This is a genomic window from Mucilaginibacter sp. P2_D11 (assembly GCF_056404435.1).
In genome coordinates, this window is record NZ_JBFUEA010000001.1 from 200,555 (window position 1) to 213,511 (window position 12,957).

Consider the following 12,957-nt stretch of genomic DNA (forward strand, 5'->3'; position numbering starts at 1 on the left):
ATGGCTATATATACAAAAGAACAGGCACAGGCCTTACTAAAAAAGGTGCTAAGCTATTCCAAAGCCGATGAGTGCGAAGCAAGCCTCGGCGGGGGCGACGAAGGCAATGTGCGCTATGCACTGAACGCGGTTTCGACCGCGGGCGATGTAAGCAGCATCGGCCTCTCGGTAACATCGGTTTACGGCAAAAAGGCAGGCTCGGCCTCTATCAACGAGTTCGACGATGCCGCCTTGGAGCGCGTAGTTCGCCGCTCAGAAGAACTGGCGCAACTGGCGCCCGAGAATCCCGAGTATATGCCTATGCTGGGCCAATCGGAATTTAAGGAAGCGATAACCTATAATGCCAATACCGCCAATATGACGCCCGATAGCCGGGCCGAGATGGTGGGCAAAAGTTTGGCTGTTGCCAAAGAAGCGAAATTGAATGCCGCCGGCTTTTTAGACAATTCTACCAACTTCAGCGCGGTGATGAACTCAAAGGGTTTGTTTGCCTATAACAAAAGCACGGATGTAAACTTCACGATAACCCTACGCAACGATGCAGGTACCGCTTCGGGCTATGCTGCCCGCGGTTTTACCGATGCAAGCAAACTGGATACCGCTTCTGCAACGCGCGTCGCTGCCATGAAAGCCAACGCTTCGATAGGCGCAAGGGCCATGGAGCCTGGTAAATACACGGTGATACTGGAGCCGGTTGCCGCAACTTATATGCTGGAGAACATGTTCCGCTTTGATGCCCGCAGCGCCGAAGAAGGCCGGAGCTTTTTGAGCAAAAAAGGCGGGGGCACCCGCTTAGGAGAGCAACTGATGGACCCCAAGGTAAATATCTATTCGGACCCCTTTAACCCCGACCTGCCCGGCGCAACCTGGGGCGGCGATGGCCTGCCACGCGAGAAAACGATGTGGATAGATAAAGGCGTTGTGAAAAATCTTTCGTACTCGCGCTATTGGGCGCAGAAGAAGGGCGTAGCCCCGGTGCCCGGCCCAAGCAATATCATTATGGATGGCGGCGATGCCACCCTCGAAGAACTAATCAAAAGCACCGAGCGAGGCATATTGGTATCGCGGCTGTGGTACATCCGCATGGTAGATCCGCAATCGCTGCTGTTAACCGGGCTTACCCGCGATGGTACGTTCTACATCGAGAACGGCAAGATAAAATTCCCGGTGAAGAACTTCCGCTTTAACGAGAGCCCCGTAATTATGCTGAACAACCTGGAGGCCCTGGGCAGGCAGGAACGCAGCATTAGCGTGGAAAGCTACCGCAGCTACTTGATACCGCCATTGAAGGTTAGGGACTTTACGTTCTCGTCGCTTTCGGACGCGGTGTAAGATTTGTTGTAAGGTTTGAATGTTGTAAAGTTGGAACGTTTGCTTAAATTCATTTTCATGAAAACGCTTATCGTATATCCTCAAACTAAAGCCCAGTTGGATGCTCTAAAAGCTTTTATGACTGCTTTAAAAATTCGTTTTGAATTGATAGAGGATGAGTATAAGCCTGAATTTGTTTCTAAAATACGAATAGCAGGTTACAGGTTCAAAACGATGAAACACGTGTGATAAGTATCGATGATTTATAGTTGATGTTTTAAAATATTAAATTAACCGCCATTGCCAAAAGCAGTGGCGGTTTTTGTTTCTTTGCAGCCCAATAAAATCCCCATGGAAACATTCCCGTCAATCAGTTCTATACTTTCGGCAAGCCATTTGGCAAAATTCCTGCAAGACAAGTATAGTTTTTCCGCCAACACCACCTGTAAATTATTGAAAACGGGAATCAATCACAGCTATTTGATAACTGACGGTGCCGATAGGTTTGTTTTTAGAGTTTATAGCCTGAATTGGCGCAACGAAACAGAAATCAACGAGGAGATTCGCTTGCTCAATTTACTCCGCGATGGCGGTGTTTCGGTTTCCTACCCTTTAACGGATGCCTCGGGCAAGTACCTGCAACAGCTGGATGCGCCGGAGGGCAAGCGTTTTGGGTTGATGTTTTCATTTGCCGAAGGCGAAAAGCTGCTGAACTTATCCGAAGAGCAGCATTACAAAATTGGGGAAACCATGGCCCGTATCCACCGCTTAACAGAGAGCTTGCAACTGCAAAGGGTTGACTATACGCCCCAAACTATCCTTCAGGATTCGTTCATATATCTCGATAATTTCCTCCCCGCCCAATCTGATGAAATGGCCTGGATGCTATCGGCACAAAAATACCTGTTGCGCGAGCTAGCTAATGCCGATGATACGCAGATGCGCCAAGGCGTAATACATCTGGATATATGGTTCGATAATATGAATATCACTAAGGGTGGCGTGGTGACCATCTTCGATTTTGATTTTTGTGGCAACGGCTGGCTGGCTTATGATATTGCCTATAACATATTGCAGATACACAGCACCGAAAAAGACCCCGCCGAACGCGAACGGAAAAAGAAAAGTTTTTTGGATGGTTACGAATCGGTTGTAAAAATAAGCGACGAAGAAAAACGATTGCTGCCCGCTTTGGGCGTAAGCCTCTACTTTTTTTATCTGGGCATACAGTGCCAGCGTTTTGATAACTGGAGCAACGTGTTCCTCAACGAAACCTACTTGAAGCGCTTTATCAGTCTGCTGGTAAAAAAATACTTCGAGGAAAATGTATCAGCCGGGCTATTGCCGGCTTAGCGTATATTTAAGTTTTCCTAAAACCATCAGGGTAGCTTTTGCGTTAGGTTTTGCTTCGTAAAGCTTTAACGTATTACCTTCAAATACGTAATGATAAACAACCCTTTTGTTGCTGAACTCATCGAAGGTGATGAGGTCCATGTTATTGAGCGGACCGGGTTTAAGGTCGTTCTCGATGAAATATTTTCTGAAGCCCGCCAGGCCGGTCACCGCGCCGTTGGGCGTGAAGGTAACTTTGCTGGTTTTCCCGGTCGCGCCCTTAAGCGTATAACTGCCAGCTAAAAGGGCTTTGTTGATGGCGTAGTTGATTCCATCGCTAACATTTTTGTTAGGGTCCACGTTGGCGATTTTGCGGTATGAGGTGGTAAATAGCTGCTTGTTGTAAACCTGGTACCAAATTAAAGCCGTATCGCCGCCAGAAACCGAGTAGCCCAGCTCATCCTCGCCGAATTGAAAAGTGCCGGGCCTTTTGCCGGGCTTCAGCCTAAGGGCTACGCTGCCGGGGTTTTGGTTATCCCAACCAACAGGTACCAAAAGGCTATCGCCAGTCATTGCCGCAGTATCTATCTGCATGCCGGTTATGCCAACTACCAAATCTACCGATGCCAAAACCGATTGAGTCTGCCGTATTTTTTCTATATAATCGCTTTTTATCCAAACGCCCTGGTAAATAGCTAAAAGATTTGCTCGGGGTTTAGCAGGTTTGGGCTTTGCAGTAGTAAGGGTATCGATGTTTTTTTTTGCAGGCTTGCTTGTACAGGATAAGAGAACAATGATGGGGGCAAACAAAAAAACTAGCTTCTTCATTTCGGGGTTTTTCTCGTCACTAAAATACATAATAATATGGGCTGATTGGCAGATATTTGCTTTATGGAAAATACGCTGATAAGCTTGCTGCAGCAACTGAAACCGATACCGTTAGACGATCAGCAACAGATAACGGATGCTTTTGAATTAAAGCATTTCAAAGAGGGTGAGTACCTATTCCGATCAGGGCAGGTGTGCCGGCAGATGTTTTTTATAGAGGATGGCGTGCTGCGCATTATGGCACAAAACGAGAAGGGGAACGAAATTACTTACTTCTTTTTAAAGGCAGGACAGCTATGTACCATCCTGAAAAGCTTTAACGATGGCATCATTGCCGATGAAAGCATACAGGCAGCCTGCGATGCGCGGGTAACCGTTATCAGCAAAAATAGGCTGGAGCAATTGTATGCCAGGATACCTTACCTGCGCGAACTGATCGCGCAGGCCACGCAAAGCACCCTACTGGCTAAAATAAGCACCAGAAACGCCTACCGTGGTCTCGATTCGGCTGAGCGGTATAAATTATTCATGGAACAGCAAGGGTATATAGCGCAGCGCGTATCCTTAACAGATATTGCTTCGTACCTGGGCATTACGCCGCAATCGCTTAGCCGCATTCGCAGGAACATCAAATAGCTTTTTACCAATTGATAAGTGTGTGCCCGCATTTACCGGGCATATTTGTTAAAATAAAATACCGACATCTATATATATGGAAACTACGAAAATAGGCTGGATAGGCCTGGGACTGATGGGTACGCCCATGGCGCAGCAACTGATCAAGGCGGGCTACCCCGTAACGGTTTATAACCGCAATAAAGATAAAGAAGCCGCCCTGAAAGAGCAGGGTGCAGGCACGGCGACCACGCCTGCCGAATTGATTAAGCAATCAGATGTAATCATCATTATGGTGACGGACGATAAGGCCATCAACGATATTTTCCACGGCGATGAGGGTGTGCTGAGTGCTGGCGCCGGCGGGAAGGTAATCATCAATATGAGTACCGTATCGCCGGCCATCAGCAGGGAAATTGCAGGGCTTTGCGCTGCACAGGGTAATGCCTATTTAGATGCGCCGGTATCGGGCAGCGTAAAACAAGCTGAGACTGCGCAATTGGTAATTATGGCCGGCGGCGATGCCGCAGCGTTTGAGCGTGTAAAGCCCGTTTTAGAGGCAATGGGTAAAAGCGCTACGCTTATTGGCGATGTGGGCGCAGGCAATGTGGCCAAATTGGCTATCAACACGCTGCTGGCCATACATGCGCAGGGTTTGACTGAAGCCGTAATACTAGCCAGGCAAAACGGCATAGTCCCCGAAACTTTGTTGACTCTGCTCAACAGCGGCGCACTGGCCAACCCTTTCATGAAAATAAAGGGCGATGCTATCATGAACGATAACTACAAGGCTGCATTCTCGCTCGACAATATCGTTAAAGATCTTAAGCTGGCGCAAGATATTGGTTTAGCGTCTCCGCTGGGCGAGGCCGCTCTAAAAACCTACGAAACTGCGCAGCGGCAATTTGGCGGGGAGGATTTGATTGCAGTAATAAAGCACATCGAAACGGATAAATAAAAGCCTGGATCCGATTTTACCATTTGTTAAGTGGATGCGGTTTCGCGCTGCCGAAATTTGCATCAACAAATAATAACACAATGGAATATCAATTGAAAGGCCTGCAAGGCAAAAAGGTCATTTTATTAGGCGCAAGCAGCGGGCTTGGATTGGCAACAGCTAAAGCCGCTACGACAGAGGGCGCTAATGTGGTCATCGTATCCAGCAATCAGCAGCGCATAGATAAGGCTTTGGCGGGCTTGCCGGATGGCAGCGAAGGCCACGCCGTAGATCTGAGCAAAGAAGAGAACATTAAAGACTTTTTCGCAGGCATAGGAGCGTTCGACCATTTGGTTTATACTGCAGGAGAGAATCTGAACCTGAAAACTATCGACCAGACCGACATAGAAGATGCGCGTTCTTTTTTCAATGTGCGTTTTTGGTCGCCGTTTGCAGCAGTGAAATACGCTGCGCCAAACATCAAGGCCGGTGGTTCTATTTGCCTCATCAGCGGCACGGCCAACGCCAGGCCGGGCGTGGGCTGGTCGGTTGCTTCGGCAATATGCGGGGCTATGGAGGGCTTCGTGCGGGCCATGGCGGTAGAATTGGCACCCATCCGTGTTAATGCTGTAGTGCCGGGCGTAATCAGGACCAATTTGTGGGATAGCATGCCTGCCGAACAACGCGAGGGCTTATATCAAGCCATGGCCGATAACCTCCTTTTAAAGCGCGCCGGCGAAGCCGAAGACGTTGCGCAGGCTTTCGTTTACCTGATGAAGCAACGCTTCGGTACCGGGCAAAATATTGTAGTGGATGGGGGGACAGTGTTAGTGTAGGATGACGGTAGTAACCCCCTCTACACCAACACCAACCCCTCTTCCAATGCCTTTTCGTACGTATCCTCATTGAATTTATAATAGGTTGGCGAGCGGTGCCCGCCTATGCTGCGCTTTTCATCCAGCTTGGTGAGCAGGCCAAGCGATAGCAGCTTGTTGGGGAAATTGGTTGGGTTGAGTGTTTTGCCCGAGAGTACCTCGTATAGCGTTTTTATTTCTTTGAGGGTGAATTTCGGCTGCAGCAGGTTTTTCCCTATCGGGAAGTGGTAAAGGTCTATCCGCATGCGCGCCAGGGCCTCAGCCACGATTTCGGCGTGGTCGAAACCCAGCTCCGGCAGGGCATCTATCGGGAACCATCGGCAAGCCTCCGAAAAAAAGTCGGCTTTTGGACTGGCGTTTACAATATCGGTAATAGCGTAAAAACCCAAAGTAACTGTTTCGCCGGCAAGCCAGCTGCTATCGTCTATCCTGAAGCCTATCATCTCCTCAAAGGCGTCCTCATCAAAAACGTCCAGCGCAGAGTTGCGACCCACATCGCCAAAGGCTTTTACCTGTTTCAGGAACAATTTTTCCAGCCCGGTGCGTTCGGCTGTTATGCGCGATGCGGCATCGTCAAGGCTTTCGGTTTTCTTGATGAAGCCACCCGGCAGGTACCATTTGCGTATCAGCTTGTTTTTTACCAGTAACACTTTCAGGTCGCCATCGCGGTAGCCGAAGATGGCACAGTCGATGGTGATATTAGGTCGATACTCCAAATATCCTATCTTAAAAAAATCGCGTGCCTCCTGCAGGTTTTCCATCTGTACAAAAATGGCGAAAAAATTATTTATTAAATTTTAATAAATGTAAATAAAATTTCCATACCTTCATTTATTCATTTTTAATAAATGAATGGCCCTTGCTAACCATTTTATAGATTATACTTAGTAAATTATTAACCAATTTGGCGATAGTCGCACCTCGCGCCCGGCTATTAAACCAATATGAGCAATATCATGAAAAAAGCCTTAAAAATAACCCTCTGGTCGGTTTTGGCCATCGTGATATTGGCGGTAGGCGCCATGATGCTGTTTGCCTACAAGGTTACCCATGGTTTCCCGGTGTCGTACGAAACGGAGGTGCCGGCAATCACTTTCCCGGCTAACCAAAAGGCGGTGTTGCTGTTTTCCAAATCAACCGGTTTCCGCCATGGCGAATCTATAGAGGCCGGTAAAAAGGCCTTTGCCGATCTGGCCAAAAAGAACGATTGGTTTTTGTACAGTACCGAAGATGGCGGGGTGTTCAACGCCGCGCAACTGGCTAAATTCGATATCGTAATCTTCAATAACTGCACCGGGCGGCTATTGAATGATGAGCAACAAAAAACCTTACAAGCTTATGTTAGCGGCGGTGGCAGCTGGCTGGGCATACACGGCGCGGGCGATAACTCGCACCAATGGCCCTGGTACGAAAAGGAGCTGGTGGGCGCTGGCTTCTCGCACCATCCGATAGAAAAACACCTGCAGCAGGCAACGGTTTCGCTAAACACGGTAAACGATAGTTTAGTAGTAAAGCGTTTGCCGCAACCCTGGGCGCATACCGACGAGTGGTACGTATTCTTTGATAACCCCCGCAGCCATGGCGCGCATATTATTTACGCGATCGACGGCGAAAAGATCAATCCCAGCGGTAACATCCTATTCGTAAAGGATAAAAACTTCGGTATGGGTAAAGACCATCCGGTGGCCTGGTACCGCGAGGTGGGCAAAGGCCGGGCCTATTATACATCAATAGGGCACGATGCAGGTGCCTGGGCGCAGCCGGCATTCATAAACCTGCTGGAAAATGAGGTAAAGCGCAGCGGCACCAAATAAGCACCAATTTTAAAACCCATAAATTTCAAAAACAACAAGCATGAAAAAAATTAAACTACTTCTGGCCGGGCTGCTGGCTTTCTTATTCATTTCGGTAAAGGCGCAGGCGCAAACTACCCCACCGGCTTATTTTGCAGGCAAATGGGATATTTTGATAAAAGGCACGCCCAATGGTGATGTGCATATGTTTTTCACCATAACAGAAAAAGATGGCGCCTTTACCGGCACGATGGAAAACCCCGAAACCAAGAAAGATGAACCGGTAACCAAGGTGGATAAGAACGAGAAAGGTATCGCCATCTTCTTTACCACACAGGGGTACGACGTAAACATCACCATGGAGAAAAAAGACGACGACCACGTTACGGGCAGCCTGCTGGGTATGTTTGAGTGTACCGGCGAGCGTGTGAAACAATAAACTAAAAGCTTTTTACTTTAACTGATCTGATAACCGTGCCCGGCATTTGCCGCGTGCGGTTTTTTTTTAATGCGCTGCCAACAGTTTTTATGATAGCGTTTTACATAATTAATTTATCTTCGCGCACAAAATTTACGATAGTATTTACATGGCAAAGGCATCTGAAGTTAAAGTAGGGAATATATTACGCTACAACGGCGAACTGGTAATTGTTACCGAGGTTTTACACCGCACCCCCGGTAAAGGGGGCGCGTTTTATCTGGATAAGTTCCGCAATATTAAAACCGGCAGGGCGGTTGAAGCACGGCTGGGCACCGACGAGCAGGTGGAGATATGCCGCGTGGAAACCAACGATTTCCAATACCTGTATGAGGAAGGCGACTATATGGTAGTAATGGATAACACCACTTACGATCAGCATAGCATCCCCAAAACGCTGTTCGGCCCGGCGGTTAAATTCCTTAAAGAGGGTATGAACGTTATCGTGTCCTTCGAGAGCGAGGAGCCCATTATGGCAACCGCCCCTAACCACGTTGAGCTGGAAATTACGTACACCGAGCCGGCTGTTAAAGGCGATACTTCATCTGGTGCCATGAAAAATGCCACCACCGAAAACGGCGTGGAGATAAAAGTGCCCCTGTTTGTAAACCAGGGCGATAAAATAAAAGTAGATACCCGCACCGGCGAATACGTTGAGCGCGTAAAATAGCAAACTGTTGCAAAGCATTTAAAACGGGTAGCCCGGCCATTGCGCCAGGCTACCCGTTTTTTTTTGCCTTCTGCACAACCTAAACGGGTGCAGGGCTGGTCAGGCGTACCAAAAAATACCTACAACACGGTATTGCAAATTAAATATTAGTTTTTTGCAATAAATATCCTGACATTTTTGATAATCAGCCTATTGTATTATAAAAATATAATCTGATATTTAACATAGCTAACACTTTATGACGATGAAAAAAGCCCTGTTATTACTATTTTTTGTAGCGGCATTTTCGTATTCCGCTTTTTCGCAAACCGGCACTATAAGCTGTATTGCTTATAAGGAAAACTTCAGGACATCGGGTACCTGGGGCACATGGCCCGACAAATGGAAGAGCTACTCAGACGAGGGGCGCAGCAATCCCAAAATACGTATCACCAATAATGGTAAAAACGACGATGGCGTTACCACCTACCGCGTTGAGATAATCGTAGATGGGACGGTAAGCGCAGACTTTTCAGTGACCTACGACGCTGATAAAACCACGCAGGTACGAAAAGACTGGAACGACGAGTATGCAAATTGCTACGTAGATAAGGTAGGCGATTATATATACACCCAAAAGGTATCATTAAAATCCCTCTCAGACGACCCTAACGATTGGAAAGACAATAAAGACTCGCAGATGTATTTTTTCCTGTTCTCTGCCGATAAGGCGATTGTAGTGAAATAACCTGCATTTTACAGTGAAAAATCGGTTTCGCCCTTTCGGCAAGTACCGGGATGGGCATCTCGCCGGGAAATACAGGCTATTGCGCACTTTATTTTAGCATGCATTTTATGCACCGAATTTTTTATAAATATATTTCAAATAATTAGTGACATCTTTGATAATCAGCCTATATACTTATAAACCATTAATTGATATTTTAACACAACTAAAATTATTATCACAATGAAAAAGGCACTTTTGTTATTGTTTTTTGTAGCGGCATTTTCATATTCCGCATTTTCGCAAACAGGTACCATAAGCTGTATTGCTTATAAAGAGAATGTTAGGACTAACGGCACCTGGGGTACGTGGCCCGATGACTGGAAAAGCTATAAAGACGAAGGGCGCAGCAACCCCAAGGTACGTATCACCAACAACGGCAAAAATACCGATGGCGTTACCACTTACCGGGTAGAGCTGCTGGTAGATGGTAATGTATCGGCCGATTTTAACGTAACTTATGATGCTGATAAAACCACACAGGTACGCAAAGATTGGGGCGACGAATACGCAAATTGCTACATAGATAGCGTAGGCGATTATGTGTACACCCAAAAAGTATCCTTAAAATCGCTATCCGATGACCCAAAGGATTGGGCCGACAACAAAGAAGCGAAGATGTACTTTTTCCTGTTCTCGGCAAATAAAGCCATTGTGGTTAAATAACCAGAATTAGCAGGCGGCTGGCACAGCTGCTTTGCCCCGGGGTATTAGTACAGATGCATACCCTTTGCTTTGGCAATGGAAAGCCGGTTTTAAGGTAAGCACCTTTAGCCGGCTTTCATGCTTTCTTTCGGCGTATTTGGGGGGGCGGCCGCCTTAACGCACATTTTTGTAGTCACGGTAAAAACCTAATCCACAATTTGTTTTTTATAGTTTGTCTGAACAAAAAACATTGTTTTATCCGCTTTTTTATAGCTTTAGTGATTGATTTTGTCGGTTCCAATCAGATTCAATCTGCGGCAAATTTTTTTCGCCACATTATAACGGATACCTGGATCCGGTTCTGTTAGCTTGTACATTCATTCGGGGAGTATATATACAACAAGATACTTTTAAGCTTAAGTAATGGAAAGTAGCAAGGATTTAACGCATATGCCTGCAAAGTGCGGTACAGTATGTGGTCCAAAAAGCATTTCGTCGCACCAAATAAACGAAAGCCTGTTAAGCCAGGTGAAGCACTTTTTTTCAAAGCTGTTCGATACAGCCGATTGGCCTGCCCGGTGGCACTGTGGAAATTGGGAACAATTTCATGGTTGGTTATATATTATTTCTGATATGGCCATTTGGGTTGCCTATTTCGCTATTCCTATTTTGTTATTCCGCATTATCAGCAAACGAAAGGATATTCCTTTTCCAAAAATCCTTTGGCTTTTTATCGCCTTTATACTGCTGTGCGGTTCTACACATTTATTGGATGCCCTGATTTTTTGGTGGCCGGCCTACAGGCTAAGTGCATTGATAAGATTTTTGACCGCTATCGTCTCGCTGTTCACCGTATATGCGCTTTATAAACTTTTGCCGATGATTTATCGTTTGCGAACGCTCGACGAGTTGGAAACAGAGATAGTTGAACGAAAAAAAGCAGAGGAGGAGGTAAGGCTTCAACAAGTATCGATAAGGGTCACCGAGGAATTGATGGCCAAAAAGGATGAATTTATGAGTATAGCCAGCCACGAGCTAAAGACACCCATAACTACCGTTAAAGCATCTTTGCAGGTTTTGGAAAGAATGGTTTCCCAAAACGATAACTTAAACGGTATTGCACCCTTTGTACAGCGTTCATCCAAACAGATAAATAAATTAACAAGCCTGATAGACGAATTATTAGATGTGACAAGGATACAGGCCGGCAGGCTTGAACTTAAAAGGAGCGAATTTAACCTGATGGAAATGGTGGTTGAATGCGTTGACCAATGCAGATTGGCAGATGGGAAACACAGCGTAGACATCCGCGGAGATGAATCGCTGATGCTTCTTGCAGATCATGACCGGATTGAACAGGTTTTAAGCAATTTTTTAACGAAGGCTTTTAAATACTCCCCGGCAGGCAGCCCGGTTGAACTTCATTTTGAGCGGTTGGATGATGGCCGGATCAGTTTGAGTGTTACCGACCAGGGGATAGGGATACCTGAGGATAACATAAATCACGTATTCGACCGGTTCTTTAGGGCAGAGAACACCTCACATAATTACTCCGGAATAGGGCTTGGCCTGTATATATCTTCGCAGATAATAAAAGGACATAATGGTGAAATTGGTGTACGAAACAACCCATCAAAAGGGGTGACTTTTTGGTTTGCTATTTGATATTGCCTCGTTTCACGGTTTGCCCACATACTCCCCCTAATGCGTCACCTGCTTTAAATCCTTTTTCGGACTGTAAAATATGGCTGTCTTCCGGCCGCACGGGTCAATGCTGGGAAATCGTCATTTATAGAATTCGTATTTAAAATATTCGGGGATATAACCCCGAACACTTTTTAAAAGCCCGTTGTGATAATAGTTATAAATCACTGTCGACTTAAACGTTCTCCATACATCGGTATCCGTCATAAAACGTTGATTGGTGTACGCAGAAACCAATTGGCCTTTTGAATTGAAGCTATTTGTGATCTCCGTATAGTTTTCCAACTTTCTTAAGTCTTTTTGGTCGGTGTAGCCATATCTTAAGGTATCGGTACCCTTAAAGGTGTATCCATGTTTAAGTGTGGGCTCCCAGGCGTATCCATACCAGCGCTTATCATAAAAATCCTTATCGTATTCGGTTGTTCGTATAGCAATGAGCAAAGAATCGTTCCTTCGGGTTTCGATGGCTTTGAGCGGGTTAAAACTGTAGTCGGTTTGGCTATACAGGTATTTTCTTTTATAGTATTTTGAAACCTTCAAAACACCGGTTGTATCGTAGAAAAAATAAGTACGGTCTGTCTGATCTTCGGGCATGGAGCGATTGCTCGAATCAATTACCTCAATCAGTTTCTTTTCCGAATCGTATATATAACGAACATAACTATCTATCCTCTTTCGCATTCGGGAAAGCCTGTCATAGGAAGCGGAATAATTTGCTATTTTAACTTTATGCCCGTTTGTATCCAATTCTATTACTTTAGCCAGATCCTTAGTCGAATTTTCATAGACATAAATTGTTTTTACTTTGCGGGCCTGATAAATACTATCCGGCTGAAAAGTATCCTCATCTTGCGCTTCGGCGAGATGAGGAAGTGCAACAAGTACAAATGCCAATACCTGGTATCTGAGTAAGGTTGAAATTATTTTGGCGGTTCGGCTCATCGGTTTAGGGTTAATATAAAATATTCGGCACGGCGCGCGGACCCGTAAGCGACAAGGTTTG

The 12,957-nt window shown here is 46.1% G+C and carries 15 protein-coding genes; 12 read left to right on the forward strand and 3 right to left on the reverse strand.

Annotated features, from left to right (window positions below):
- From AC1DXC_RS00790 to AC1DXC_RS00800, 3 genes are all read left to right on the forward strand, one after another.
- A complete protein-coding gene (locus tag AC1DXC_RS00790; RefSeq protein ID WP_477457217.1) occupies window positions 1–1,332 on the forward strand; it encodes a TldD/PmbA family protein in 1,332 nt (443 codons plus the stop codon).
- A 57-nt stretch (window positions 1,333–1,389) separates the two neighbouring features.
- The gene (locus tag AC1DXC_RS00795) at window positions 1,390–1,560 is read left to right on the forward strand and encodes a DUF2683 family protein (protein WP_477457218.1); all 171 of its coding nucleotides are present in this window, start codon (window positions 1,390–1,392) and stop codon (window positions 1,558–1,560) included.
- 102 nt (window positions 1,561–1,662) lie between these two features.
- Window positions 1,663–2,664 carry a phosphotransferase gene (locus AC1DXC_RS00800; protein WP_477457219.1) on the forward strand — a complete coding sequence of 334 codons (1,002 nt, stop codon included), beginning with the start codon at window positions 1,663–1,665 and terminating at the stop codon, window positions 2,662–2,664.
- Here AC1DXC_RS00800 and AC1DXC_RS00805 read toward each other — a convergent pair.
- Window positions 2,650–3,471: a hypothetical protein gene (locus AC1DXC_RS00805; RefSeq protein WP_477457220.1), complete on the reverse strand. Its 822-nt coding sequence runs from the start codon at window positions 3,469–3,471 to the stop codon at window positions 2,650–2,652. The two genes, AC1DXC_RS00800 and AC1DXC_RS00805, sit on opposite strands and share 15 nt — an antisense overlap.
- A 63-nt stretch (window positions 3,472–3,534) precedes the next feature.
- Between AC1DXC_RS00805 and AC1DXC_RS00810 the strand changes: the two genes are divergently transcribed.
- From AC1DXC_RS00810 to AC1DXC_RS00820, 3 genes are all read left to right on the forward strand, one after another.
- Window positions 3,535–4,107, forward strand: a complete 573-nt coding sequence (locus AC1DXC_RS00810; protein ID WP_477457221.1) for a Crp/Fnr family transcriptional regulator — start codon at window positions 3,535–3,537, stop codon at window positions 4,105–4,107.
- A gap of 76 nt (window positions 4,108–4,183) precedes the next feature.
- Window positions 4,184–5,044, forward strand: a complete 861-nt coding sequence (locus AC1DXC_RS00815) for an NAD(P)-dependent oxidoreductase (protein ID WP_477457222.1) — start codon at window positions 4,184–4,186, stop codon at window positions 5,042–5,044.
- Between the two features lie 80 nt (window positions 5,045–5,124).
- Window positions 5,125–5,859, forward strand: coding sequence for an SDR family oxidoreductase (locus tag AC1DXC_RS00820; RefSeq protein ID WP_477457223.1), 735 nt, complete (start codon window positions 5,125–5,127; stop codon window positions 5,857–5,859).
- Window positions 5,860–5,879: 20 nt separating this feature from the next.
- Here the strand turns inward: AC1DXC_RS00820 and AC1DXC_RS00825 are convergent, their stop codons facing one another.
- Window positions 5,880–6,659: an NUDIX hydrolase gene (locus AC1DXC_RS00825; protein WP_477457224.1), complete on the reverse strand. Its 780-nt coding sequence runs from the start codon at window positions 6,657–6,659 to the stop codon at window positions 5,880–5,882.
- Between the two features lie 195 nt (window positions 6,660–6,854).
- On the opposite strand from AC1DXC_RS00825, the gene AC1DXC_RS00830 reads away from it, so the two are divergent.
- From AC1DXC_RS00830 to AC1DXC_RS00855, 6 genes are all read left to right on the forward strand, one after another.
- Window positions 6,855–7,712, forward strand: a complete 858-nt coding sequence (locus AC1DXC_RS00830) for a ThuA domain-containing protein (RefSeq protein ID WP_477457225.1) — start codon at window positions 6,855–6,857, stop codon at window positions 7,710–7,712.
- A gap of 40 nt (window positions 7,713–7,752) precedes the next feature.
- Window positions 7,753–8,130, forward strand: a complete 378-nt coding sequence (locus AC1DXC_RS00835) for a hypothetical protein (RefSeq protein WP_477457226.1) — start codon at window positions 7,753–7,755, stop codon at window positions 8,128–8,130.
- Window positions 8,131–8,278: 148 nt separating this feature from the next.
- Window positions 8,279–8,839, forward strand: a complete 561-nt coding sequence (gene efp, locus AC1DXC_RS00840) for an elongation factor P (RefSeq protein ID WP_133229083.1) — start codon at window positions 8,279–8,281, stop codon at window positions 8,837–8,839.
- A gap of 244 nt (window positions 8,840–9,083) precedes the next feature.
- A complete protein-coding gene (locus AC1DXC_RS00845; protein WP_477457227.1) occupies window positions 9,084–9,566 on the forward strand; it encodes a hypothetical protein in 483 nt (160 codons plus the stop codon).
- Between the two features lie 222 nt (window positions 9,567–9,788).
- The gene (locus AC1DXC_RS00850) at window positions 9,789–10,271 is read left to right on the forward strand and encodes a hypothetical protein (protein WP_477457228.1); all 483 of its coding nucleotides are present in this window, start codon (window positions 9,789–9,791) and stop codon (window positions 10,269–10,271) included.
- Window positions 10,272–10,700: 429 nt separating this feature from the next.
- Window positions 10,701–11,915: a sensor histidine kinase gene (locus AC1DXC_RS00855; RefSeq protein ID WP_477457627.1), complete on the forward strand. Its 1,215-nt coding sequence runs from the start codon at window positions 10,701–10,703 to the stop codon at window positions 11,913–11,915.
- A 120-nt stretch (window positions 11,916–12,035) separates the two neighbouring features.
- Here AC1DXC_RS00855 and AC1DXC_RS00860 read toward each other — a convergent pair whose 3' ends face one another.
- A complete protein-coding gene (locus tag AC1DXC_RS00860; protein WP_477457229.1) occupies window positions 12,036–12,896 on the reverse strand; it encodes a hypothetical protein in 861 nt (286 codons plus the stop codon).
- Window positions 12,897–12,957 lie beyond the last annotated feature (61 nt).

Excerpts from the sequence above, each read along its gene's own strand:
- AC1DXC_RS00845 (WP_477457227.1), top strand. The coding sequence starts at position 9,084 with ATGAAAAAAGCCCTGTTATTACTATTTTTTGTAGCGGCATTTTCGTAT.
- AC1DXC_RS00805 (WP_477457220.1), bottom strand. The coding sequence starts at position 3,471 with ATGAAGAAGCTAGTTTTTTTGTTTGCCCCCATCATTGTTCTCTTATCC.
- AC1DXC_RS00790 (WP_477457217.1), top strand. The coding sequence starts at position 1 with ATGGCTATATATACAAAAGAACAGGCACAGGCCTTACTAAAAAAGGTG.
- AC1DXC_RS00815 (WP_477457222.1), top strand. The coding sequence starts at position 4,184 with ATGGAAACTACGAAAATAGGCTGGATAGGCCTGGGACTGATGGGTACG.
- AC1DXC_RS00830 (WP_477457225.1), top strand. The coding sequence starts at position 6,855 with ATGAAAAAAGCCTTAAAAATAACCCTCTGGTCGGTTTTGGCCATCGTG.
- efp (WP_133229083.1), top strand. The coding sequence starts at position 8,279 with ATGGCAAAGGCATCTGAAGTTAAAGTAGGGAATATATTACGCTACAAC.
- AC1DXC_RS00850 (WP_477457228.1), top strand. The coding sequence starts at position 9,789 with ATGAAAAAGGCACTTTTGTTATTGTTTTTTGTAGCGGCATTTTCATAT.
- AC1DXC_RS00860 (WP_477457229.1), bottom strand. The coding sequence starts at position 12,896 with ATGAGCCGAACCGCCAAAATAATTTCAACCTTACTCAGATACCAGGTA.
- AC1DXC_RS00800 (WP_477457219.1), top strand. The coding sequence starts at position 1,663 with ATGGAAACATTCCCGTCAATCAGTTCTATACTTTCGGCAAGCCATTTG.
- AC1DXC_RS00835 (WP_477457226.1), top strand. The coding sequence starts at position 7,753 with ATGAAAAAAATTAAACTACTTCTGGCCGGGCTGCTGGCTTTCTTATTC.
- AC1DXC_RS00810 (WP_477457221.1), top strand. The coding sequence starts at position 3,535 with ATGGAAAATACGCTGATAAGCTTGCTGCAGCAACTGAAACCGATACCG.
- AC1DXC_RS00855 (WP_477457627.1), top strand. The coding sequence starts at position 10,701 with ATGCCTGCAAAGTGCGGTACAGTATGTGGTCCAAAAAGCATTTCGTCG.
- AC1DXC_RS00825 (WP_477457224.1), bottom strand. The coding sequence starts at position 6,659 with ATGGAAAACCTGCAGGAGGCACGCGATTTTTTTAAGATAGGATATTTG.
- AC1DXC_RS00795 (WP_477457218.1), top strand. The coding sequence starts at position 1,390 with ATGAAAACGCTTATCGTATATCCTCAAACTAAAGCCCAGTTGGATGCT.
- AC1DXC_RS00820 (WP_477457223.1), top strand. The coding sequence starts at position 5,125 with ATGGAATATCAATTGAAAGGCCTGCAAGGCAAAAAGGTCATTTTATTA.